At 44.1% G+C, this 24,747-nt stretch carries 23 protein-coding genes and 1 pseudogene; 15 read left to right on the forward strand and 9 right to left on the reverse strand.

The annotated features are described in order from the left end of the window. Positions 1-88 precede the first annotated feature (88 nt). From WA407_RS08730 to WA407_RS08755, 6 genes are all read right to left on the reverse strand, one after another. Positions 89-484, reverse strand: coding sequence for a MerR family transcriptional regulator (locus WA407_RS08730; RefSeq protein WP_061828317.1), 396 nt, complete (start codon positions 482-484; stop codon positions 89-91). A gap of 415 nt (positions 485-899) precedes the next feature. Then, complete coding sequence (locus tag WA407_RS08735) at positions 900-2,288, reverse strand: HAMP domain-containing sensor histidine kinase (RefSeq protein ID WP_254328551.1); 1,389 nt, start codon at positions 2,286-2,288, stop codon at positions 900-902. Then, positions 2,279-2,938, reverse strand: coding sequence for a response regulator transcription factor (locus WA407_RS08740; RefSeq protein ID WP_336077145.1), 660 nt, complete (start codon positions 2,936-2,938; stop codon positions 2,279-2,281). Before WA407_RS08740 ends, WA407_RS08735 begins: the two co-directional genes overlap by 10 nt. A 37-nt stretch (positions 2,939-2,975) precedes the next feature. Further along, positions 2,976-3,734 carry a lantibiotic immunity ABC transporter MutG family permease subunit gene (locus WA407_RS08745; protein ID WP_336077146.1) on the reverse strand — a complete coding sequence of 253 codons (759 nt, stop codon included), beginning with the start codon at positions 3,732-3,734 and terminating at the stop codon, positions 2,976-2,978. A 1-nt stretch (position 3,735) separates the two neighbouring features. Beyond that, positions 3,736-4,467, reverse strand: coding sequence for a lantibiotic immunity ABC transporter MutE/EpiE family permease subunit (locus WA407_RS08750; RefSeq protein WP_235309754.1), 732 nt, complete (start codon positions 4,465-4,467; stop codon positions 3,736-3,738). A 1-nt stretch (position 4,468) separates the two neighbouring features. Then, positions 4,469-5,176 carry a lantibiotic protection ABC transporter ATP-binding protein gene (locus WA407_RS08755; RefSeq protein WP_069289620.1) on the reverse strand — a complete coding sequence of 236 codons (708 nt, stop codon included), beginning with the start codon at positions 5,174-5,176 and terminating at the stop codon, positions 4,469-4,471. A gap of 149 nt (positions 5,177-5,325) precedes the next feature. Between WA407_RS08755 and WA407_RS08760 the strand changes: the two genes are divergently transcribed. After that, the gene (locus tag WA407_RS08760) at positions 5,326-6,453 is read left to right on the forward strand and encodes an NAD(P)/FAD-dependent oxidoreductase (RefSeq protein WP_336077147.1); all 1,128 of its coding nucleotides are present in this window, start codon (positions 5,326-5,328) and stop codon (positions 6,451-6,453) included. Between the two features lie 77 nt (positions 6,454-6,530). Here the strand turns inward: WA407_RS08760 and WA407_RS08765 are convergent, their stop codons facing one another. Then, positions 6,531-7,397, reverse strand: coding sequence for a MurR/RpiR family transcriptional regulator (locus WA407_RS08765; protein WP_336077148.1), 867 nt, complete (start codon positions 7,395-7,397; stop codon positions 6,531-6,533). 182 nt (positions 7,398-7,579) lie between these two features. Between WA407_RS08765 and WA407_RS08770 the strand changes: the two genes are divergently transcribed. Both WA407_RS08770 and WA407_RS08775 read left to right on the forward strand, forming a co-directional pair. Beyond that, entirely contained in the window at positions 7,580-8,599 is a 1,020-nt protein-coding gene (locus WA407_RS08770; RefSeq protein ID WP_254328555.1) for a Gfo/Idh/MocA family oxidoreductase, read from the forward strand. A gap of 1 nt (position 8,600) precedes the next feature. After that, the gene (locus tag WA407_RS08775) at positions 8,601-9,626 is read left to right on the forward strand and encodes a Gfo/Idh/MocA family protein (protein WP_235309757.1); all 1,026 of its coding nucleotides are present in this window, start codon (positions 8,601-8,603) and stop codon (positions 9,624-9,626) included. A gap of 183 nt (positions 9,627-9,809) precedes the next feature. Here WA407_RS08775 and WA407_RS08780 read toward each other — a convergent pair whose 3' ends face one another. Next, complete coding sequence (locus tag WA407_RS08780) at positions 9,810-10,727, reverse strand: AraC family transcriptional regulator (RefSeq protein ID WP_336077149.1); 918 nt, start codon at positions 10,725-10,727, stop codon at positions 9,810-9,812. Between the two features lie 330 nt (positions 10,728-11,057). Here WA407_RS08780 and WA407_RS08785 point away from each other — a divergent pair. Beyond that, positions 11,058-11,246 (forward strand): annotated as a pseudogene (locus WA407_RS08785) (aldo/keto reductase); the annotation flags it as partial. Positions 11,247-11,271: 25 nt separating this feature from the next. Here the strand turns inward: WA407_RS08785 and WA407_RS08790 are convergent. Next, positions 11,272-13,506: an alpha-galactosidase gene (locus WA407_RS08790; protein ID WP_336077150.1), complete on the reverse strand. Its 2,235-nt coding sequence runs from the start codon at positions 13,504-13,506 to the stop codon at positions 11,272-11,274. A 243-nt stretch (positions 13,507-13,749) separates the two neighbouring features. On the opposite strand from WA407_RS08790, the gene WA407_RS08795 reads away from it, so the two are divergent. The 11 genes from WA407_RS08795 to WA407_RS08845 all read left to right on the forward strand — a co-directional run bounded on the left by WA407_RS08795 (position 13,750) and on the right by WA407_RS08845 (position 24,697). Beyond that, positions 13,750-14,589, forward strand: coding sequence for an AraC family transcriptional regulator (locus tag WA407_RS08795; protein WP_235309761.1), 840 nt, complete (start codon positions 13,750-13,752; stop codon positions 14,587-14,589). A 138-nt stretch (positions 14,590-14,727) separates the two neighbouring features. Then, on the forward strand, positions 14,728-15,585 hold the full coding sequence (locus WA407_RS08800; RefSeq protein WP_254328558.1) for a GRP family sugar transporter: 858 nt from the start codon (positions 14,728-14,730) through the stop codon (positions 15,583-15,585). Between the two features lie 118 nt (positions 15,586-15,703). Continuing rightward, on the forward strand, positions 15,704-16,759 hold the full coding sequence (locus WA407_RS08805) for a LacI family DNA-binding transcriptional regulator (protein WP_336077151.1): 1,056 nt from the start codon (positions 15,704-15,706) through the stop codon (positions 16,757-16,759). A gap of 52 nt (positions 16,760-16,811) precedes the next feature. Then, the gene (locus WA407_RS08810; protein WP_254349578.1) at positions 16,812-17,984 is read left to right on the forward strand and encodes a Gfo/Idh/MocA family protein; all 1,173 of its coding nucleotides are present in this window, start codon (positions 16,812-16,814) and stop codon (positions 17,982-17,984) included. A gap of 36 nt (positions 17,985-18,020) precedes the next feature. Beyond that, the gene (locus WA407_RS08815) at positions 18,021-18,749 is read left to right on the forward strand and encodes a ThuA domain-containing protein (protein ID WP_336077216.1); all 729 of its coding nucleotides are present in this window, start codon (positions 18,021-18,023) and stop codon (positions 18,747-18,749) included. 206 nt (positions 18,750-18,955) lie between these two features. Beyond that, the gene (locus WA407_RS08820) at positions 18,956-20,062 is read left to right on the forward strand and encodes a Gfo/Idh/MocA family protein (protein WP_336077152.1); all 1,107 of its coding nucleotides are present in this window, start codon (positions 18,956-18,958) and stop codon (positions 20,060-20,062) included. 299 nt (positions 20,063-20,361) lie between these two features. Beyond that, entirely contained in the window at positions 20,362-21,399 is a 1,038-nt protein-coding gene (locus tag WA407_RS08825; protein ID WP_336077153.1) for an aldo/keto reductase, read from the forward strand. Between the two features lie 101 nt (positions 21,400-21,500). Further along, positions 21,501-22,073, forward strand: a complete 573-nt coding sequence (locus tag WA407_RS08830; protein WP_165176836.1) for a TetR/AcrR family transcriptional regulator — start codon at positions 21,501-21,503, stop codon at positions 22,071-22,073. 308 nt (positions 22,074-22,381) lie between these two features. Further along, positions 22,382-23,134: an SDR family NAD(P)-dependent oxidoreductase gene (locus WA407_RS08835; RefSeq protein ID WP_336077154.1), complete on the forward strand. Its 753-nt coding sequence runs from the start codon at positions 22,382-22,384 to the stop codon at positions 23,132-23,134. A 187-nt stretch (positions 23,135-23,321) separates the two neighbouring features. Further along, positions 23,322-23,519, forward strand: coding sequence for a hypothetical protein (locus WA407_RS08840; protein ID WP_336077155.1), 198 nt, complete (start codon positions 23,322-23,324; stop codon positions 23,517-23,519). Positions 23,520-23,698: 179 nt separating this feature from the next. Beyond that, the gene (locus WA407_RS08845; protein ID WP_336077156.1) at positions 23,699-24,697 is read left to right on the forward strand and encodes an NADP-dependent oxidoreductase; all 999 of its coding nucleotides are present in this window, start codon (positions 23,699-23,701) and stop codon (positions 24,695-24,697) included. The last annotated feature ends 50 nt before the right edge of the window (positions 24,698-24,747 follow it).

The raw sequence follows: 24,747 nt of genomic DNA on the forward strand, positions 1-24,747 counted from the left end.
TGTGGAATCCTTGGAGGGAATCTAATGCACATCTTACAACCTGGTGTAAACACTAGGTCAAGCAGAGCAATTCAGTTTTAAAAAAAGATTAAGTTTGGGTCTCAAGCGGCAAAAAGTTATGGCCAAATTTTTGCCCGGTTTGCAATTTCAATTCAATCATATCCTTAATTTCCTGAAGTTCTTGCAGCTGCTGATCTATCTTTTTTTGGTAATTGTAAAGCCTATCATACCATTCATTATTTGATATGTTGCTCTCATCTAATTGAAGCTGGATAATAGGTTTTAACTCCTTCAGCGACATTCCGGCTTTTTTTAAACACTTGATCATTAGAAGTGCCTCTTTGTGTGAATTGTTATATATCCTGTGCCCATTATTTTTGCGGGCCACGGGAGGAAGAAGACCCATTTTCTCATAATACCGTAAGGTATCCTCACTGATTTGGAATTGATCCATAAGTTCTTTCATTTTAAAATTTGTTGTCATCTCTCGTCACCTTCGTAAGGGAATCTTTAACGCTTAATGAATGCATTAATTAACATTAAGTGGCAACAAAACCGGAGTTGGTATGGGTATCTATATGATGGGAAGCTTTATGGCGGGGCTATCGGAACGTCTATTCTTGGTTCCGTATTTGATCAAGGAGCACAAAGCAAAATTATAGCATCATCCGTTCAGCAGCACATATAGTAATCCAATAACCAATGTTCCTTATAATAATCGCGAGGCTGTGCCAGGAGTGTTTTCATTCCGATGGCAAAATGATAAAACGCTACTGACCTTCATATGTCAGTAGCGTTTTAAATTGTTTCAATAACAAACGAGGAAGAAGTGTGTGCCTTATGAATCGAACCAAGCTTAAGAGCAAATTATTTATTTCGGTAATTTACTCATTATGTCGCTAATGAACTGACGGAATCTCAATGCTTACCTGTCCGCCGCCTGTCTGGGTGGAGTTGGTGATGATCAGCTTTCCGCCATGTAGATTGACAATGGATTTTGTTATATACAGACCCATACCGTAATGTCCATTTATTCTTCTGGACGAGTCACCCATATAGAACTGCTCGGCGGCCTGTTTGAGGCCTTCCGGAGAGAACCCTGGGCCTTCATCTAAGATGCTGAATCGAATGCAGTCTTCCCCAGACTCTACGGTCATCTGGATCTCGCTATATTCAGGCGCCTGATCTACCGCATTAGAAGCAACATTCATAATGGCTCGCTCAAGTAGAACTGGGTCTGCATACAGCGTCTTAGGGAGGTTATATGCAGCGAATGCTACAGATATTTTTTTGACAGCAGCCAAGGCCATTATCTGATCTTTCACTTTCGTTAAATAGAAGTCAGCATCCATCGTTTCCGCCCGCAGGGTGACAAGCGTTTCCGCTTTTGAAATTTCAATAAGAGTCTTAATATACTGCTCCATCTGCCTGGTGCTTTCCGATATATAATCCGTATAGTTCTTTTGCTCTTCGGACTGATCGGTCTCGGACAGCAGCTCTACGTTTCCACGAACGATAGTGAGTGGTGTTTTGACATCGTGTGCTAGGGCGGATATTTGCTCGCGGCGGGATCTTTCGAGATTCCATTGTTTCTGAAGCGAAGTCTTTAAAGTTTCTTTCATTTTATCCATGGAATGCAGCACCTGATCGATTTCCATCACGCCACTGAATTCGATTGAGAAGTCCAGATCCTGTGCTTGAATTTGTTTGGTGGCCTGCTGCAACCCACTCATCTTACGTGCCAGCTTTCGTCCGAAGGAGGAAGCCAGCAAGGCACCTCCCCCCAGAAAGGCGATACAGAACACGGCAAAAAAGGACAATTCCGCGTTCGGCAGGTATTGACGCAGGATAGGAAGTTCAAACTGAGCCGAGACAGAATAGCGCATCACAGTAACTTTATCATTATGTGAGACTTTTACATAGTTATAGGGAAATTGATAAGCAGTATCGTTCTGCTGGGTAACACTCCAAGCAGCTAGAGCCTGCTTTTCAGAAAGGTTTCCCTCAATGAGGCGGCCTTTCGAAGTGAATGATGCGTATTTATACAGTTTCTGCCGAGAATCCGGCTGTAGGGTCTTGCCAGCTTCAATGATTGTCTTGTCCTCCCGCACCTGATTCTCAGCATAGTTCGCGGGGAGAATGGTCCCACAAGACATCAGGACATAGAAGATGAGAACCAGGAACAGAGCGAGCGCAATCGTCCCGATACAGAACATAACTAAATAACCCAGAAAAATGGTTCGTAGTTTGGTTGTCTTGCGTGCCTGCTGTACTTTGGTTACTTCCATCGGTACCCGATCCCCCAAACCGTCTCCACTGGCGAAACCTCTACTTTGCCAAGCTTGGCTCGGATATTTTTTATATGCTCCACGATGGTGGCGGAATCGCTGTCCCCATCCAAGCCGAAGACAGCTTCGTAAATCTGCTCTTTAGGGAACACCTGTCCCCAGTTCAGGGCTAGAAACTTACATATCTCATATTCGCTTTTGGTAAACGGGACTACAACATTCTGAACGGTGATTTCCTTGCCGGACAGATTGAAATGAACTTCCCCGATGCAGAATACATTACGCCGTTTACGATTCTCCCGTCTGAGATGGGCGTTGATTCTTGCGCGCAATTCTCCAGCACCAAACGGCTTGACAATATAATCGTCGGCCCCTTCCCCAAGCCCTAACATCACATCGTTCTCCATGGATTTTGCGGTGAGGAACAGGATCGGGCAGTCTATTTTGCTGCGAATTTCCCGACAGAGTGTGAACCCGTCCATGGTAGGCATCATCACGTCAAGCAGGATGAGGTCAAAGGCTCCAAGCTGCATGGTGAGAACCTGTGGGGAGTCGGAGATCACCGTGACAACATGGCCATCTTTCTGCAAAATATTTTGAAGGAGTGCCAAAACGGCGGGTTCATCATCAACGGCCAACAAGTTTGCCATGCTTAATTCACTTCCCTTGCTTTCTATACTCTAGTCTTTATTCCGACGAATTGTGTCCTTCCCAACGACAAATCCATAATCCTAATAATACCATGACGACTACGGTCCCTACTACGCAATATCTGACTCCCGAATCAAGCCGTATAGCTTCAGGAATAGATACTGCTGAGTTTATATCGTATTGCACCCAGATCGTGATGAACCGGGCAGCCCAAGCAGAGGGGATGAATATCCAATTATGATCACCCAGCCCTGTAAGAAGCAAAGCGGACAATAGACTCTCCATAATGCCTAGACCGATGGAAGCTCCCTTGCCGAACCGCAAACTAATGAAAAAATGCAGAAAATAGAGGAAGACACTGGACATAAACAGAATGCAGGCAGCCAACACATAAAACTTCAAGCCATACGGTGACTCTCTCATAAGATATATATAGCCAGCCCCAAAGCCTCCGGAGGCAAGCAGCACACTGCCAAATCCCAAGATCAGGAGCAGGCTGAGCTTGCTCAGGAAAGGTAGCAGCTTCACTGGCGAGATCAATAGCTGCTGGAAATTGCCAGCGACTGCCTCCTGCTCAACAGCAATGGAGCAGACAATACCAATCATGGTAGGAAGAACCACGGCCAAGACCTGCAAATAGCCGTCCACCTTTGAAATCGGTGAATACGGAGTAAAGGAATAGTAGGCTAGAAAGATTGCTATGCCTAAAAGCGGCACAAACAGCTGCACAAGCAGTAAGGGCTGCCTTCTAAGTTTAAGCACATCGGATTTCAGATAGCGGAAAAAAGAAATCATCTTATTTAGCCTCCCGCTTGCGGAAGGACATCGCCGTCAGTATCGACAGAATTATGAACAGGCAGATTGTGATCACTAGGCCGGGCACAATCACGCCTTTATCCAAAAGCGGATCTCCTGAAGGAACGGCAAGCCCATTAGGTAGCACTTTAATGACGGCGCACATTAATCGGGCTGGAATAGCATAAGGGACCGCCCACCACACAGAGGACGTAGCGAACAAAATGGTGCAAGATACGTTGCCCAGCATGTTAATAATTAGAGTGGCAAACATGCCTATTCGGTCCGTTAGGAACAGGCAAAGTGGAACTTGCCACAAAAAGGTGATGAATAGGATTAGAGTTGCAGCAACGCTTCCTGCTAGTGTCACGGAAGTTGAGAATACGAATCCGCCAAGCGTTATCCCTATAAATAGGACAATAAAGGAAACCATTAAGAGTCTTACGCAAACCCCGATTTTACCGTACCATACCTGAGCCAAATCTACAGCCATGCCGAGGACAGCACGGTATTTCAGCTTCTTGCCATCCTTTTGGATCACTCCTGAGCACATTAAGGTGAGGGCACCTGGCAGCAGCATGAAATACCACCAATTGTAGCTGGCACTTTGGAGCATACGTCCCCCCATGAGTATGGTACACAGAAGAAGAGTAGCTATGGGGGCAAGCCAGACCAACTTTTTTGTGAAGGTGCGCTTTAATTTTAGATGTTCGGCGGCTATATATTGCTGCATCCTACTCATCCCCTTTTCGGTATTCCTGTGCAATCTGCATGAACAACGATTCCAGGTTTTGCCCTGGAGTGACCGCCTCTTGATAAGCTAATACGCCGCCGGCAATGATACCGACATGGTCAACGATTTGTTCGACTTCGGATAAAATATGGCTGGAAAGAATTACGGTAATTCCTTGCTTCGGGAAGGAGCGAATCAACTCGCGTTGCTCCTGAATACCAATGGGGTCTAGTCCGTTGGTTGGCTCATCTAAGATCAATAGCTTGGGATGATTGAGGAGAGCAATGGCAATGCCCAGCCGCTGTTTCATACCCATCGAGAACTGGCCCGAGCGCTTTTTCCCGGTATGGGTCAAATCAACCATGTTCAGCACTTCATCAATCTGCGAATCAGGCAATCCCAGCAACGTTGTACGAACTTTGAGGTTCTCTCTAGCTGTCAAATTCTCATAGAGTGGAGGGGATTCGATCAGTGCGCCGATCTGAGCAAGATCTTTTCGGGACCAGGGTTTTCCTTGAAATAAAATCTCACCGGATGTCGGGCGTAGCATACCGGTTAACATTTTCAAGGTGGTTGATTTTCCAGCCCCATTTGGGCCAAGTAGTCCATAGACGGAATTCTCCTGAATAGACAGTGTGACGTTGTTCACCGCCTGTTGTCGTCCGAAGGTTTTGCAGAGATTTTTAGTCTGTAAAATAATGTTATCCATATCAGTTCATCCTTTTCATTTGTTCTGACAACTACTTTAAAGATCAATTCTAAGAACTTTATAAGGATTTAAAATATTAATTTCAAACTTTATGCATTCATGCACTATTCGCTATAATGGATACAGTGATGTAGGAAAGGGATGTAATCATGAAGAAGGTCATCGTAATCGGATCAGGAATTCTGGGGGCATCGACAGCATACCATCTAGCAAAAATGGGCGCTAATGTCATTATTGTAGATCGTAAAGATAAAGGACAGGCTACTGATGCCGCTGCTGGCATTATCTGTCCCTGGCTATCACAGCGACGCAATCAGGCTTGGTACCAGCTAGCCAAAGCGGGAGCACGTTTTTACCCTGGGTTGATTGAAGAACTCAAAAGCGAGGGAGAAACAGAAACTGGCTATGCTCAAGTGGGGGCTCTCAGTATTCATGATGATTTGGAGAAAATCAAAAAAATGGAGAAGCGGGCACACTTACGACAATTGGATGCACCGGAAATCGGTGAAATTACCCGGCTAAATGAAAAAGAAACCCATGAACGGTTTCCTTTGTTAGTAGAAGGTTATCATTCTGTTCATATTAGCGGTGCCGCCCGAATAGATGGGCGTGCGCTGCGGGATGCGTTGGTCCGATCAGCACAAAAAAACGGGGCGGTCCTTATACAAGGAAATGCTACGCTTCAATATGAGTCCGACCATGTAACGGGAGTAGTGGTCGGTGCACAAAGCTTCTCGTCTGACAAGGTCATTGTTTGTGCAGGTGCATGGGCCAATCAACTACTGTTGCCTTTGGGCATTCATTTTAAGGTTAGTTATCAAAAAGCACAAATTATGCATTTGCAGGTTCCTAATAGGCAAGATACAGGCACTTGGCCTGTAGTCATACCGCCTTCTGATCAATATCTGCTGGCTTTTGATAAACAGAAGATCGTAATAGGGGCGACTCACGAAAATGAAATCGAAGGTTACGATACGAGAGTAACAGCAGGGGGGATGCAGGAAATTCTGGATAAAGGTTTAGCATTGGCCCCTGATTTAGCAAACAGCACTTTTCAGGAGGTAAGAGTTGGTTTCCGTCCTTTTACACCCGGTTTTCTACCGGTGATCGGAGCTGTTCCAGGCTGGGATGGTCTTATAGCGGCAAATGGGCTTGGAGCATCCGGGTTGACCATGGGCCCCTTTATTGGAAATCAGCTGGCAAAGTTGGCACTTGGAATGAATGTAGATATCGATAGCAATGATTATGATATTCGAAAAGCAATAGATGAAAGTTGATTCTTGACTGAGGAGAACAATATATATACTGAAAAAGTCGCCATATTGGCGACTTTTTGTTTTAGTGCATATTCATTTTATACGTCGTTCATCATGTCATTGAGATGCGAATTCTCCAACGATTGTGTTAGGGTTTGCATGTTTTTCAAGTAGTCGATTTTATAGATACAGGAATAGATCACATTTAATACATAGTCAAAAGCAATTTGCGACGAAAATGTACCAATCTTGGCATGTTTTACTTCGTCATCAGGCACCCGGATACAGATATTACTGAGTTTGGCCAATTCACTTTGATTGGTTGCTGTAATTGTGATAAAAGGGATATTTTCATGTGCGAAATGCCGTGCTGCTTTTAAAAAAATCGGCGACTTTCCGTGGTAAGTTAAAAACACAGCGCAGTCCTGTGTCGTAAGATTAGCCGTATGGTAAGCCCATTCAGACAGCTCCGTAGCTATAACCACATACTTGTTTATTTTTACCAATTTATTTTGGAAACTTTTCGCACGGATTTGTGAATCGCCCAACGCATATATAAAGATCCTTTTCGCTTGATCCAGCAATAGGGCTGTTTGCGACAATGAATCATCATCCATGAATGTAAAGTTTTTTTCAATCGTTTCTTTCATTAATTCTGCAATTTCTTTCGCCACTTGAAGTGGGGATTCATCATAACCGAAGGGATAGTTGGGGTCTACATTGGAAATGTTCTGGGTGTTCTGCTGAAACTCCCGAGCAAGTTTGATTATAAACTCCTTGAAGCCCGATAGCCCAAGTTTATGTGTTAATCGATTAATTGCGGAATGCGAAGTATACGTTGCCTTTGCAAGCTCCTGAATATTTAAGTGCAGAATACTTTCCTTATGAAGCAAAATATAGGATGCAATGCTTTTTTCGTTTGGTGTAAAGTTTTGCATTTCTGATAATTGTATCAGTATTTTCAACAGGTTCACCCCGGCTCAATTGAATAAAACGTTCGAAAAATAATATGAAATAAACATTTTGTTTAAAAATAAACAACCATTTTTAAAAATAATCGGTTGAATGTACCATTTTGGTGGCGAATCCTTTACGATCAACGTTCTTCTTTTATAATAAATGAAAAAGAGCCTAAGGGGGAAATAATATGCTTACCATCGGTTATATTGGAAATGGGAAAAGCACGAACCGTTATCATCTTCCTTTTTCATTGAACAGAGCTGAATTGAAAGTGAAGACGATATATGCCCGTAATCTAGATAAAAGAGAGTGGGAAAAAATCCCTGACGTGCTGTATACAGATAATATAGAATCTTTAATGAACGATAAGGAGATTCAGTTGATTGTTATCTGTACACCTGTAGAATCCCACTACTCTTATGCAAAAATGGCGCTAGACCACGGGAAAAATGTACTTGTTGAGAAACCTTTTATGTTAACCAAAGAAGAAGCCGTGTCGATCTTCCAATATGCTAAAGAGAAAAATCTGGTTATACAATGCTATCAGAATAGACGTTACGATTCGGATTTCCTCACTACCCAGAAGGTTATTGAATCAGGAAAGCTTGGAGATTTGCTGGAGGTGGAGATGCATTACGATTATTATCGCCCTGAGATCCCGAACTCCACTTCTCATTTTTCCAGATATAACAGTTACCTATATGGACATGGCGTTCATACCATTGACCAGGTTCTTTCCTATTTTGGAAAGCCGGACACAATCCATTATGATGTTCGTCAATTGCTGGGTACTGGGAGAATGAATGATTACTTTGATCTGGATTTTTATTATCCCTCGCTCAAGGTATCCATCAAATCCAGCCTTTTTCGCTTAAAAGAGCGGCCAGGTTTTGTTGTACACGGAAAAAAAGGCGTTTTTATAAAGCAAACGAAGGATCGTCAGGAGGAGCATCTGAAATTATACTATCTGCCTAAGGGACACTCCGATTTCGGCATCGACCAGCCCGAGCATTACGGCATCTTAACATATCTGGATGATAAAGGCGAGTATCATGAAGAAAAAGTCGTTTCTGAAAAGGGAGACTATGCTCGAGTATATGACGATATCTATCAGTCGATCGTACTTGGTAAAGAAAAAGTGATTAAAGACGAAGAAACGATAATTTGTATGGAAATACTTGAAAAAGGTATAGAGGAGTGCAACTAAAATGAAGTTGGGAATTGTCGGAGCAGGGATGATCGTAGGGGATCTATTGAGCTTTATTCAGGATATCCCGACTATTTTATTAAAGGCAATTTGTTCTAGACCTAGTCATGAGGAAAAATTACTGGATTGGCAACATAGATATGGAATCTCTCAGATTTATTCGGATTACAGCGAGATGCTGATGAATCATGAAGTGGATACAGTTTATATCGGGCTGCCTAATCATCTTCATTATTCATATGCCAAAGAAGCATTATTGAGTGGCAAACATGTCATTTGTGAGAAGCCGTTTACTTCCAATTTGCAAGAATTCCTAGAGCTAAAAGAAATTGCTCAGCAAAGAAAACTGATATTGGTGGAAGCCATAACAAATCAATATTTGAAAAATTATTTGTCCATGAAGGAGTATCTATCTAAACTTGGTGAGATCAAAATCGTTGAATGCAACTATTCTCAATACTCATCTCGGTATGAAGCATTCAAAGCAGGAATAATCCAGCCTGCGTTTAATCCAGAAATGTCTGGTGGAGCCTTGATGGATATTAATTTATATAATATTCATTTTGTTGTTGGATTCTTCGGGAGCCCTAAGAAAGTGGAGTATTGGGCGAACATGGAGCGTGGAATTGATACTTCAGGTATGCTGCTGCTTGATTACGGTGATTTCAAGTGTGTCTGCATCGGTTCAAAAGATAGTACGGCCCCCAATGCCGTGAACATTCAAGGCAATAAGGGCTATATACACATGGCAAGTTCAGCTAATATATGCGACTGCTTTGATTACACTGCGAATAAGGAAATGCCAATTCGGGTGGATCTAAAAGATCATTCGCATCGAATGTATGACGAATTCGTTGAATTTGACCGTATCATCCGAGAAAACGATTTGGAAAAAGTTTCGGATATGCTTGAACATAGTGAAAAGGTCATGAAGGTCATCGAGGAGGCCAAGCAGTCCGCCAATCTTATATTTGGCCCTGATCCACTTTCACTGTGTTCAACCCCTAAATTTCTAAATGATAATTGAATGTTTTAACTTATATGTCTATTAATGAAGAAATCAAGCGTATTTATCAATGGCAAGCATTCTGTATCAGCCATCTCTGCCAAGGAGGAGCTGGCACACTCGCTGCGAAATTAAACGAAGCATACCGAAAAAAGGACAGCCCAAGGCCGTCCTTTTTTCTTCTTCACCGATCGGTCCAGATACTCAGCCATTCATGACCTGATCGTATTTTTCTTTCAATCGCTTAATGTCCGCTCTTGGAGGAGCCCCAAACATTCGGGAGTATTCGCGGCTGAATTGGGAGGAACTCTCGTATCCGACCCTGAAAGCGACGTCTGCGGCGTCCGCCGATTCAGCTAATAAGAGACGGCGGGCTTCCTGGAGTCTCAGCTGTTTTTGGAACTGAATTGGACTCATGGCGGTTACCTCTTTAAAATGCCGATGGAACGAAGAAACACTCATGCTGGCGGTGTCTGCAAGATCTTCGATCCGAAAAGACTGGTCCCAATTCCGAACGATATAGTCAATAGCTTCTCGGATTCGATAGGTGCTGCTTCCTTCGACTGCAATCTGAGCCAATTCGACTCCATAAGGTCCCTGCAACAGCCTATATAAAATCTCCTTCGTGTAAAGAGGAGCGAGAAACGGAATTTCTCCCGGGGTGTCCAGCAGGCGGGCAAGCCTAAGAACAGCATCCTGAATGGACGATTCCATCCGGCCGACGAATAGGGCACGTTTGGCGTTTTCTTTTAGTGTTACCTGGATTTTAGAATCGTTCAGTACCTCGAGAATCTGGTTCTGGGTAAATTCGAGCTTAAGACTCAGGTAGGGTGATTCTGGAGAAGCTTTTATGATTTGACCGATCACCGGCAGATTCATAGAAGCGATCAGATAATCAGAAGGTCCGTATTCAAAATTCTCTTGTGCCAGTAAAATTTCTTTCAAACCTTGAACAACAAAACAAAATGAAGGCTTGTAAACCCGGTAAACGGGTTCGGTTTTGCTGGAACGCTGATAGAAAAATAGGGAAGGGATCGCTGTTTCCCCCGTGCTATTCTGAAACGAGTGACGCTCGATCAATCTGGTGAGCTCCTTTTGTTGTTCAAGCATGTCCTCCGACATTCAAATCCTCCTTACTGGTTTGTCTGGCTCCATTATAAGACTTATCTAGTTGTAACAAAAGTGGTGGTGATAGGATTAGGCAAACAATTAAGACAATTGAGATACCGCTTCGCTTCCTCTGTTCGTCATAATAAAACTACAATCCTAGAATCAAGCAAGGGGGAGGAGATGAATTATTTGAATCGTTGGTTTAGGAACTTATTGGTTCAAAGGCTTATCACATTAATAGAGTTTGAAGAGCATGAATGTTTTAAACAAATGTATAATAGCTCTCTTGATAGGATTGTAAGCCAATTAACTAAATAAAAATAATGAACATTTATCATTCATTTAGCCCAGAAGCCGTGGATCGTTCCAATCCCGGGCACACGGAAATTAAGCCGTCTGGAAGAAAATCTAGGCGCAGTAGACATTGAACTCACATCCGAAGATGTGCGCAATATTAACAGCGCAGCCTCGCAGATCACTTTAATGGGCGCCAGATATACGGAGGAACTGGAGAAAAGAACGGGTCTTTGATCTAATTCTTCAAGTCATAATCCAATCATGAGGAAATCTCTTTTGTTAAAGTAAATAATTGAGATGAGAAATCATATTTCTCCGCAATATTAAAATCCTGTCCCGCCTTATGAGACGGGGTGAGTATAAGTCCAATGTTCATTAACTCGCTGCCGGTAAAACGTTGGCCCAGCTCTTCCACAAAATATACTGCCATTTCGTCCAGCCCCACTAGCTTTAGTCGTAAATAAGCTTGATTCGGACGCGAGAGCACCTGGTACCAACCGACGAGAGCATGCTCACATTCTGCATCAATGACCATCCAGGCAGTCTCATTTTTTTCAAAGGGACTTAGCAGACGGTAAAAGGTTCCCTGTGTAATTAATCCTCGGTGACGTTTATACACTTGTATTTGTTTTTTAATTACATTGCACTCTTCTTCGGACAAAGCCAATGGGTCAAGTTCATAACCGAATATACCAAAGTAGGCGACATTGGATCTGGTTTGCAGCGGTGTGGTTCTGCCTACCTGGTGGTTCGGGATGGTTGACACATGAGCACCCATGCTGCTAAGTGGATAGGCCATGGAAGTGCCATACTGAATCTTCAGACGTTCTATAGCCTCACTATCGTCGCTTGTCCATGTTTGCGGAGCATAATAAAGCATCCCTGGATCAAACCGTCCCCCACCGGAAGCACAGGACTCAAACAAAATCTCAGGGTGTTCGGTAATCAGCTTCTCATATAAAGCATATACACCCAAGACATAGCGGTGAAAAAATTCGCCCTGTCTTTCCTTGCCCAGAGATAACGAATAGGCTTCTGAAATACAGCGATTCATATCCCATTTTACGTATTCGATCCGAGCAGAAGAGAGCACGTCATCCATTAACTTAAACAGGTAATCTACAACAGGCGGTTGGGAATAATCAAGAACATATTGATGGCGTCCATGCTTGCGTTGACGGCCGGGTGTTCCCACAACCCAGTCTGGATGCTCCCTCATAATATGAGAGTCGGAGTTAACCATTTCCGGCTCGAACCAAAGACCGAATTTCATCCCGAGCGCATTGATCTTCTCTGCCAAATTCGAGATCCCGTTCGGTAGCTTTTCAGGATTTTCAAACCAGTCGCCGAGGGAAGAGGTATCATTGTTTCTTCGACCGAACCATCCGTCATCCAAGACAAAGAGTTCAATTCCCAGTTCACCTGCTTTTTTTGCCATATCAACTATTTTCTGCTCAGTAAAATCAAAATAGGTCCCCTCCCAGTTATTGATCAATACAGGTCGTTCCCGCTCGGTCCAACTGCTGCGAATTAAGTGTTTATTGTACAGGCTATGGTATGCTTGGCTCATGCCATTTAAACCGCTCTCAGAATAGACCAGAACTGCTTCAGGCGAATAAAAACATTCTCCTGGCTTCAGGGTCCAGCAGAATTTGTCAGGATGAATGCCGATCATCAATCGGGTAGTTGAATAGCTGTCCACTTCCGCCTGGGCAAGAAAGTTCCCGCTGTAAACGAGATTAACCGCATATACTTCTCCTTGGTGTTCCTGTGATCCGGGTTTGGCAAGCGCCAGAAATGGGTTGTGAACATGACTACTAATTCCTCGTGTGCTCCCAATCGACTGTAGCCCAGGTCTCAATGGTGTACGCTCCACATGACGTTCCCTACCCCAAGCCCCTGATAAATGAATAATTTCATAATCGGAGTCAGGGAGATCAAGACTCAGGCTCATTAGACGGTTGACTCTCAGGGGATTATTCCCGGAATTCGTTATGGATACGGATCTCGTGATCACGGGCAGTTCGCTGAAGATGGTGTAAGCAAGCACGGCCACCGCTCCTGTAAGAGAATCGGTCAGCGTGATGAGGAGTGTCTCTGCTTCATGTGCTTCCTTACAAAACGTAGCTGGAAGATGGGGGATTTTAGGCTTCTCAGCGATTACCTCGTAACGATCATAAGTGAACTCCATTATATGAGATCCGTCCTCCTGTATGATCTCAATTGCCGGCTCTCGAAAGTCTCCACTTCCCGCAGAAGGAAATTCCTGCTTAATACTTTCCAACGATGTCACCAAGTCACTATCAAACTCACCGACAGACACAGGACGGTAGCTTCGCTCGATAAAACGGTCATATTGACCCAGGTACTCTATTTTTTTGCCGTAATATAAATGCTCCAATTGCCCGTTCTCCATGACACGGAAAAGATAACTGCAGTATTTGTTCGTTAAGTGAAATGTCCGTTCCTTTTGGTTAACTTGTAGACTAGCCATGCACATAGCCCCTTTCAAAATATGTCAAACCACTTGAAAGCGTTATTATTGAATCAGCATAACAAAGGTAGTGATAGAAAATACATGACTTTTTTTAAGTCGAATATAGGAAAAACAAAGAACCTTACAAAAAATTATAGTTTAGAGCTAAACCTTTTCTCGATATTTGTCATCCTTAACTTATGCTATACTGATAAATTAACAAGCATAGGTTCTTTATTTGGAAAAGTGGGGAGGATGCCAATGGGCGAGAATATGATTCAATATGTTGATACGTATACCAGTTCAGAGCATAAAAATATATCAGATTTGATTTTATATAACTGTGGCACAGAGCTCTGCTTATCCAATCAGGATTTTGGACCCATCGCCCGCGATTTTAATCTGGTTCATTTTGTGCTAAAAGGACGAGGTAGGTTGGTGATTGACAACAAAAATTACGATATAGGAGAAGGACAGGCTTTTTTAATTCCGGCCAATAGGGTAGCTTATTACCAGGCGGATGAAGCCGAGCCTTGGGAGTACTGTTGGGTCGGCTTTATGGGCATTAAATCCGACATCTACCTGCAGAACATATCACTTCCAAGCCAGAACCCTTATGTAATCGATATTGAAGATATTACGTTCTTTCATTCCACGATTCTTGAGATGTTGCGGATCGGAGATAACACACTTTCTTCATCGTTGGCTATACAGGGGTATTTATTCCATATTCTCGCCAAACTTGTGCACGACTTGGGAGAAACGATGTCGGTAAAGGAGCAGCTTCCTTACTCGGTTCAAGCGATAAACTTTATTGAGAAAAACTACATCAGCGGCATCCAGATTAGTGAAGTAGCGGAGTACCTCGGTCTACATCAGAATTATCTAACCTCCGTTTTCAAACTTGAGACTGGTGAAACGCCTAAACAATATCTGATAGACCTCAGGATTAAAAAAGCGTGCGAACTGCTGCAACATACGGACTATTCGATTCAGGTCATATCAAATTCGGTCGGCTATACCGATCAATTGACCTTTTCGCGAGCTTTTAGAAATGTAATGAGTACATCTCCCAGTGCGTATAGAAAACAGTTTCTTTGATTTTGCTATATTAATCTATAAAAATATTTGTATTTAGAAGCGGTTTTTTTTGCTATCGTAAAACTGTAGATTCTTTCCTGCATGGCATATTTAACAATTGTTAGGAAGAGTACTTTTTACGGGAGGAGAATTCCGCACGTGGATTTCATTATTGCTTTTATTCCAGCCGTTGGCTGGGGGGTTATGCCGATATTGGCACATATAACAAAAGCCAGTCCCCGAGAACAGCTGACAGGTACCGTGATTGGTGCTGTGCTGTTTGCCCTGTGCTTGTATATCATTCACCCTACCTCATTAGCACCGATTCATTTTGTGGTAAGTTTTATATCTGGTATTTTCTGGGCTGCTGGACAATTGCTTCAGTTTCAAGCTTTTCAAAAAGTAAGCGTATCGATCGCCATTCCTGTGATTTGTGGTCTGCAGTTAATAGGTACGACGCTATTTGCCGCACTTATTTTGGGTGAATGGATAACAGGGTACCAATATGGGATAGGCGTTGGTTCTCTTCTGTGTATATTGGCAGGGGTTCTGTTAACCAGCTATCAGGGCAAGTCTGCAGGGTTGTCCAAGCCTTTGCCGGTACCCATTATCATAATGTTGGTTTGCTCGGGGTTAGCGTTAAGTAGTTATGTCGTTATTAATCAGTTCTTTCATATATCGGGACTATCCGTCATTCTGCCGCAATCGCTCGGTATGCTATGCTCAGCCATGGTCATGAACCTGAAGGGCAAAAAGCGGCTACGCTTCTCTCTGGTGGTTCACAATTTACCTACAGGATTGGTTTGGAGCATCGCGAATCTAGCATTATTTATTTCCAACGGGCTGATCGGCATGGCGGCTAGTTTTCCGATCTCTCAGGCGAGCATTGCCATTGCTTGTGTTGGCAGCATTTTAATATTTAAGGAAAAGAAGAGTCCAAAGGAATGGATAGGCATACTTGCGGGAATTACAGTACTTATGATTGGAGTAGGGATGATTAGCTTGCTCAAGCCTTAAGGAATCGAGACCCTTTCCTTTGAGTAACGAAAAGAGCTTATCCATCCATGGATACGCTTTTTGGGGATTGACAGAGGTATGGCTGCATGAGAAAATGTACGCGCGTACATAAAATGATTTGGAGGTGGGTAATATCGTTTCACGCAAGGAAGTAGCAGAACTTTCCGGCGTGTCTGAAGCGACGGTATCTCGGGTCTTGAATGCAGTAGGTCCTATCAAAGAGGATACGCGGAGAAGGGTTCTGGACGCAGCTAATCAGCTTGGATATGTACCCAGTGCGCTGGCTCGTAACTTTGCCCGAAGTAAGAGTGGCCATCTTGGTGTAGTTATGCCTTATGTCCCGAAGGCGCACCTGTTCTCAGCCTATTTTTTCTCTGAGATGCTGAGCGGTATCGGAAACAAGGCCAGAGACAGCGGGCTCGATCTGCTTCTATTGTTCCGAAAGCCAGGGGAACGGATTGATTACAGTAGTCTTTTCCGCCAGCAAAGAATCGATACCTGTATCATCCTAGGAGCCAGGGATGACCACGATGAGGAGGAAGCTCTAAAGAGACTTCAGGAAGAAGGACGTCCGTTCTGCGTCATGAATCACCATTTTGAAGGGCAATCGTTCTGTGAAGTGGATGCAGACCATGTAGAAGGCAGCCGGGCGGCTGTAAGTCACCTCATCGAGCAGGGATACAAGCGGATTGCCTTTCTCAACGGCCCGGACATCTATTCCAACAGTACTGAGCGATTGAAGGGTTACCGTACCGCGCTTCAGGAGGCCGGTATTGAATATGACCACGATCTACTTCTGGAAGGTAATTACAGCCGTCGAAGCGGGCTCGAAGCCTCAGCTACAATCGCAGACAAATTGAATGATATTGATGCTGTATTTGCGGCGAACGACCGGATGGCCCTCGGGGTAATGCAGGGTCTCCGTGAGCGCGGACTGGCAGCTGACCAGTTTCCGGCGTTTGTAGGCTATGACGATTCGGATGCGGCTGAGATGGCTGTTCCGCCGCTAAGCAGTGTCCGCGTACCTTTTTATGAGATGGGGGAGCTTGCAGCCTCGAAGCTTATACCCGATTCTCTGAATCTTATTCCAGCCCTGGAACTAACCGGGCGCGACTCGATAAGAGAACTCCTGTCCACAGAGCTGATTATCAGGGCGTCATCCATTCGTCCATAACACCATTCGTCAAAAATTCGTTGAAACTCAGACCCATAAGGAGGATCACGACATGTCTAATCGTCTTCGTATCGGAATGGTTGGCTACAAATTTATGGGCAAGGCTCACAGCAACGCTTACCGTAGTCTACCTATGTTCTTCCCAGATGCCCCGCTGCAGCCAGAGATGTCCGTTATATGTGGACGCAATGAGCAGGGGGTTCAGGCAGCTGCCCGCCAGTACGGCTGGACCGAAAGTGTTACGGATTGGCGTGATCTAGTGAAACGTAACGATATTGACCTCATTGACATTAACGCCCCGAGTAATGCCCATAAGGAAATTGTCGTTGAGGCAGCCCTCCATGGCAAGCATCTATTCTGTGAGAAGCCACTTGCGCTCTCGCTGGCGGATTCACGTGACATGCTGCAGGTAGCAGAGGAAGCAGGGATCAGACATATGGTAGGCTTCAACTACCGTTTTTCTCCGGCTGTCCAGCTGGCTAAGCAGCTAGTCGAGAGCGGACGCCTAGGCAAAATTTATCATTTCCGTGCCTTCTTCCTTCAAGACTGGATCATGGACCCGTCCTTCCCCCTGGTATGGCGGCTGCAAAAAGAAGTGGCCGGTTCTGGCTCTCATGGTGATCTTGGCGCCCATCTGATTGATCTCGCTCGCTTCTTGGTCGGCGAGTTCCATGAAGTGATCGGCATGAGCGAGACATTCATCAAACAGCGCCCGTTGGCTTTGGAGATGAGCGGGTTGAGCTCCAAAAGGAGCGCTGAAGCAAATGCTCCGATGGGAGAAGTGACAGTCGATGATGCCACGTTGTTCCTGGCACGCTTCGCCGGAGGTGCGTTGGGCAGCTTCGAAGCCACACGTTTTGCTGCCGGACATCGGAGCACAAATTCATTCGAGATCAACGGTAGCCTAGGCAGTGTGCGGTTTGACTTTGAACGAATGAACGAACTGGAAGTGTATTTCACGCAGGATGAGGAGGACGTTCAGGGCTTTCGTCGCGTACTCGCCACCGATCCGGCACACAAGTACTCCGAAGCCTGGTGGCCTGCAGGACATACGATTGGATTCGAACATACCTTCACCCATGAGATGCTTGAGATGTTGAGTGCCATCTCTGAAGGACGGCAACCGTCGCCGAATTTCCACGACGGTGTTGCTTGTCAGGCTGTGCTTGAAGCGGTAGAACGATCCATAGAGGAACGCCGCTGGGTATCCATTGAAGAAATGTAGTATAACAATACATTCCGAAAGGTGAGTGGATTACAGATGCGCAAGGCACTAATTGTAAGGGGTGGATGGAACGGACATGAGCCGGAGCAGGTGGCGGCCATTTTTGAACGCATTTTGAAGGAAGAGCAGTTCGAGGTGGAAGTGTCTAATACCCTGGAAGCCTACCAGGATGCTGAGAAACTGCTTGACTTGGACCTGATCGTTCCAATGTGGACCATGGGACAGATTGAGCAGGAACTGGTCAATAATGTTTCAGCTGCGGTTCAAAGCGGCGTAGGTCTCACAGGCTGCCATGGCGGCATGTGTGATGCCTTCCGGAACAACGTGGACTGGCAGTTTATGACAGGCGGGCAATGGGTTGCGCATCCCGGCAATGACGGCGTAGAGTACATGGTGAACATGAAGCGCGGCTCCAGCCCACTTCTAGACCATATTGAGGATTTTCAGGTCAAAAGCGAGCAGTATTACCTCCACGTAGACCCGGCAGTTGAAGTGCTGGCAACCACACGCTTTCCGATCGTACCAGGCCCCCATTCAGCCAATGGGCCAGTGGATATGCCCGTTGTATGGACGAAGCGCTGGGGGAACGGCCGCGTCTTCTACAATTCGCTGGGCCATCACGCAGATATCATAGATATGCCTCAAGTGACCGAGATGATGCGCAGCGGGTTTCTGTGGGCAGCAGCAGGCAAACAGGCGGTGGCCCCCCGGGGCAACTCTCTGGCAGAGGCTTATACAGGCATGACAGACAACCAACAGCGTTAGCGTGTATTCTTATGCAATGATGTCCCGATTGAATTCGTATTTCCAGTCTCCATTTGATTGATACATTGATGATTTGTAATTTTACAAATATTTAACAATCAGAACAAATGGGATTGTTTATAAGCCCCGTTCAGCGACAGGATGGTATCCGATGCAACAAAAGAATGCCATTATCCATTTTTTCTGAAGAAGAAGGGAGTCTAGGCATGAACAAAATGAAAGTAGGCATTATCGGGTGTGGTAAAATTAGCGGAATTTACATGGAAAATTGCCATCGTTTCGACATTCTGGAGCTGTACGCAGTAGCGGATCTGGACCAAGGTCGGGCAGAGGAGCAGGCGGTAGCGTTCAACGTTCCGCATGTATATTCGGTAGATGAGATTTTGGCTGATCCGGAGATCGAACTCATCATTAATTTGACCATTCCGGGCGTTCACGCCGACATATGTCTCAGAGCTCTTGAGGCAGGCAAACATGTCTATGTGGAGAAGCCACTTGCCGTCACCCGTGAGCAGGGGCAGGCTGTCTTGGATCTTGCTCATCAAAAGGGACTGCTTGTCGGCTGCGCACCAGAGACCTTCTTCGGTTCCGGTATACAGACATCATTGAAGCTGATTGAAGACGGAGTCATTGGGAGTCCGGTAGCCGCTACGGCTTTCATGATGAGCCGTGGACATGAACATTGGCATCCTGATCCTGAATTTTATTATGCAGTCGGCGGCGGTCCAATGTTTGATATGGGCCCTTATTATTTGACGGCTCTGGTGCAATTGCTGGGTCCGATTGCTGCCATTTCGGGCATGACAAGCAAGGCGATGGATCGGCGAACAATTACGAGCGAGAAAAAGAGAGGCCAGACCATCCCGGTCGATATACCGACCCATGTGGCCGGATTGCTGCGCTTCAAGCAGGGGGCTGTCGGCACGCTAATTACCAGCTTTGACATCTTTGGTGGAAGCACTCTGCCACCGATCGAGGTATACGGCACTCAGGGCACGCTACAAGTGCCTGACCCGAACACGTTCGGAGGGCCAGTTCGCTATAGGCTGCTGGGCGAGCAAGAATGGACAGAGGTACCACTGCTGCCGGGCTACCAGGAGAATACACGGGGCATCGGTGTTGCCGATATGGCCTACGCTATCCGCAGCGGACGGCCTCACCGCGCCAGTGGTGAATTGGCTTATCATGTGCTGGAGGCGATGTGGGCGTTCCACGATTCCTCCGATCAGCAAACCTTCTATCCAATGCAGAGCACATGTCTGCGCCCGGCGGCTTTACCGGAAAACCTGCCCTTGTATACGTTAGATGCGTAAACTAATGTAAATTTTACATCCCGCTTTGAATGTTCATTTCTATTGAAAAGAAGACTTCAGCTCCGTTTTGACCGCGGCTTTGGAGTCTTCTTCGTTCATTTTCAGGAAGGATCTTAATTTCAGGCATAAAATCATTCTTTACCGATCGTTCTAAATATGTTATATTGTTTGCGTAGGAGGAATACACGGATAAGAAGCCAAGAGTTATGAGGAGTGGTGTGAGATCTTGCCGTGAACTCTTCTACGAATATTAGAACGATCATTCTAATTATAGCAGATGGAGAAGGGATGGATTGAACATGGAATATCGTGTATTAGGAAATACAGGCCTTAAAATAAGCAGTTTTGTATTAGGTACAGGTACTTTTGGTTTTTGGGGCAACAATACGGAGAAAGAAGCTGCAGTCATGTTAGATGAGGCTTTGGCTGGAGGCATTAATCTGATCGATACAGCGGATGTCTATTCAAGTGGTCAATCCGAAGAAATTCTGGGTCACATCCTAAAAGGACGCAGACAGGATGTTATTCTGGCCACGAAAGGCGGAATGCCCATGGGCAGTGGGCTTAATCAATCCGGTAACTCAAAATATTGGATTAAGCGTGCAGTAGAGGGAAGCTTGAGAAGGTTGCAAACGGACTATATCGATTTGTATCAACTACATCAGCCAGATCTCCATACTGACATTGAAGAGAGTCTTGACGCACTTACGGACCTGGTTCGTGAAGGGAAGATTCGATATATTGGTACATCCAATTTTCAGGCATGGCAAGTGACCGAAGCACAATGGACTAGCGAACGCAAAAATACCGCACGCTTTGTATCCGAGCAAGCCCCGTATTCCATATTGAATCGAAGCATCGAATTCGATTTGCTTGCTGCAACCGCTAAATACGGAATGGGCGTAATGGTTTGGAGCCCACTTTCGGGTGGTCTACTAACGGGAAAATACCGCTCGGGAGAAGCTGTTGCCCCAGATTCAAGAGCAGCAAGTTCTCTAGGGAAACTTTCAACTGTTGTAGATCCGAATCGAGAAGAAAATCGCATCAAGTTCGAAGCCGTTGCTAAGCTCCAAACCCTTGCAAATGAAGCAGGATTAACTTTGCCACATCTTGCCATGGCATTTACACAAGCTCATTCGTCAGTTACTTCTGCTATAGTGGGGGCAAGAACAATTGAGCAACTTCGTGAAACGTTAAAAGGCAGCGACATCCGATTAAGCACTGATATCCTGGATGCGATAGATGCTATCGTTCCACCAGGAGTAACCCTGGATGCCCTGGAAAAAGGATGGACGCCTGATTGGTTACAAGCAAGCAAACGAAGAATCCTGGGTTAAATATATAAGACAGATCTCATAGCTGTAATGTATTCACATATTTTAAATCTAGTTTGCCGATCCTTCACTACATTGTATAATGATTATTCGAGGTGATGACGATGGCAAGATCAAAAGAATTTGAAGTCAATGAAGTATTAGATAAAGCAATACACCTGTTTTGGGCACAAGGATATGAGAAAACTTCAATGCAAGATTTGGTTGAGTTTATGGGCATTCACCGAAGAAGTATCTATGATACCTTTGGGGATAAGCATGCCTTATTTATGAAAGCTCTCGAACGATATGAAACGAAACAGACCAGCAAAATGAGGTTTCTGATTGAAAAACAAAAACCGATCAAAGAATTAATTCGGGAGTTGTTTGAGGCGACAGTAAGAAATGAAGGAGAACCTCTAGGGTGTTTTCTCGTGAATTCAGGCGTGGAACTCGGCGTGTTGGATCCTGAAGTTGCATCCTTAGTTGATGAGAGTTATTCGCGAACTGAGGAACTCTTGACTAACCTTGTTCTGAAGGGTCAACAATCGGGTGAGTTCAAGGCTGACTTGGATCCTGTAGTTATTTCTCATTATTTAATGAATGCGTGGTTAGGGCTACGTACGTTGGTTAAGACAACAACGGATCAGCAAAAATTAAAGAATATTATTGATATGACACTGACCGCTTTAGATTAAAAGTGGAATTACAACATGACAGGCAAAAGGAGTCACCTAAATGGAGGACTGCTTGTTTCCGTGATACAAGTTTTTTCTTGTCCCTCTAACGAAAGAAAGAACTTGTATCTTATGCCTCATACAAGTCAAGGAATACCGCTCCAAAATTAAAATTTTACTCATAAAAAAATTCTTTACTGTTCGTTCTAAAATTGATATGCTAATAGCAAGTTAAATCTAACTTTTTTCACCCTAATAAGAATGATCGTTCTAAAATTATCTTTAAAACTCATTTACACTAATCTGCATGTTATGAAGGAGAGAATATTATGAAGTATACAGTTATTACAGGAGCAAGTTCAGGGATTGGATATGAAACGGCATTGGCGTTTGCTGCACGTGGCAAAAACTTAATCTTGGTAGCTAGAAGATTGGATAAATTAGAAGAACTCAAATCAGCAATTCTGGATATGGATCCTACTATAAATGTTATTGTTCGTACAAGTGACCTATCTGTTACAGACCAGGCCTACACACTATATAACAATTTAAAGGAATACCAAATTGAGACCTGGATTAACAATGCGGGGCTCGGTGAAGCTTCTTTTGTAGCAGAACAGAATTTAGATAAAGTTGAAACTATGCTACGTGTTAACATTGAAACCTTGACGATCCTTTCTACACTATATGTACGAGATTATGCTGATGTAGAAGGAACTCAGTTAATTAACGTCTCATCCGCACTCGGATATGCCATTGCTGTTGGGAGTGTTGCTTATTCTGCATCTAAATATTACGTTAGTGCCTTCACAGAAGGCCTTGCAAAAGAACTAGAAATGAAAGGTGCAAAACTAAAAGCAAAGGTTTTAGCACCATCTATAACGGAAACGGAATTCGTGAAGAAATCATTAGATACTGAAGAATTTGATTACAAAGCAAACATGCCTAAGTACCACACTGCCAAACAAATGGCGGGCTTCATGGTGGATCTTTATGATAACAACGAAGTGGTAGGTATCGTAGACCAGAACTATGATTTCAACCTGAGAGGCCAAATCTATCCAATCATTTCAGGGTTTTAAATTTAATTCATATATCCGTGGAGATCCTGAACTTTATCGCTACCTTGTAACGGAATTAGCTCAATTGGATTTAGCTTACCTTCATGTTATGCATCTTGGAAATGAAAAGCTGCTCCAAGACATTCGCTCAATCTGGACAAATCCATTGTTAGTCAATCGTGCTGGATGAGCTCTGGAAGATCTTAGCTTGGATATAGAAAGTGGCCTTGCTGATTTGGTGCCTGTTGGTGTATGGTCATTAGCCAATCCAGATTTAGTGGAACGACTTCAAAAAGGTGCGCAACTAAATGAAGCAGATCCGTCAACATTCTTTGGTTTGGGAAGTAAAGGTTACACGGATTATCCTACGATGGAAGAATTAGAATCGCAAGAGGGTCTACAATAACATAAAGGCTGAAACATGGCGTACAACTGAAAATTGTGCGCCACGTTTTTAGCCTAAAATGTTCGATGTTTTCAAAAAAACGCATTTAGTAAAAAATGGTATGGCGAGCGGGTCAACCTAAAAACTCGATTGCGTTCATGGTCATGCTATCTCCAAATTAGCAAAGGAAGAGGATGAATATGAGAGCAGCACAAGTACAGAAATATTCAAAAATAATCCATGTGGAATTAAATGATGTAAACATACCACAGATCAATAGCCGTGAGGTACTTGTCAAAGTAAAAGCTGCAGGTGTAAATCCACTGGACATTCTTAATCTGAATGGCAGTGTTCGGATGATTGCCGACTATAAGTTGCCATTAACTTTAGGGAATGAACTATCTGGGGTTATTGAAGCTGTTGGTGATGATGTTTTGAATTTTAAGGTTGGTGACCCTGTTTATACGAGGTTGCCGCTTAATAAAATCGGTGCTTTTGCTGAGTATGCGGCCGTAAATGAAGATGCTTTATCCATCATGCCTGAAAATCTATCTTTTATTGAAGCTGCTGCTGTACCCCTTACTGCCTTGACTGCTTATCAAGCATTGCACGATGTACTCCATGTCCAGCCGAATAAAAAGCTATTCATTCCTGGAGGAACCGGAGGATTTGGCGCTATGGCAATCCCCATTGCCAAATCACTGGGATTATTTGTTATTACAAGTGGAAGTGAAAGAGGCAGATCACGTATACTGTCGATCGGGGCTGATCAATTCATAAATTATAAGGCAGAGAATTATGCTAACATACTGTCCGATATCGATTATGTGATCGACACCTTGGGTACCAAAGAGATCAAAGCTGAACTGGGTATTTTAAAACCACAAGGGAAATTGGTATCATTGAAAGCCGGACCTAATTATCGCTTTGCGGTTGACAATCATTTTCCAATGTGGAAAAAAGCATTGTTTGGTCTAGTGGGTGCTCGCTTAGATTCTTTAGCACGTAAGAATCAAAATGAATATCGCTTTTTATTTGTGCAAGCCAATGGAAGTCAATTACAAGAAATCACTAAACTTGTTGAAAAAGAAAATATCAAGCCCTCTATAGATTCAACTTATACGTTTGATGACATTAACAAAGCGTTGATTAAAGTGTCAACGGGCCACTCCCAAGGCAAAGTGATTGTGACCTTCTAAGTAATATTACATTTTTTCATGATAGTAGAATGTTCATTCTACTATTTGTT

It is taken from the genome of Paenibacillus sp. 203 (assembly GCF_037027525.1).
Lineage (GTDB): Bacteria > Bacillota > Bacilli > Paenibacillales > Paenibacillaceae > Paenibacillus > Paenibacillus polymyxa_B.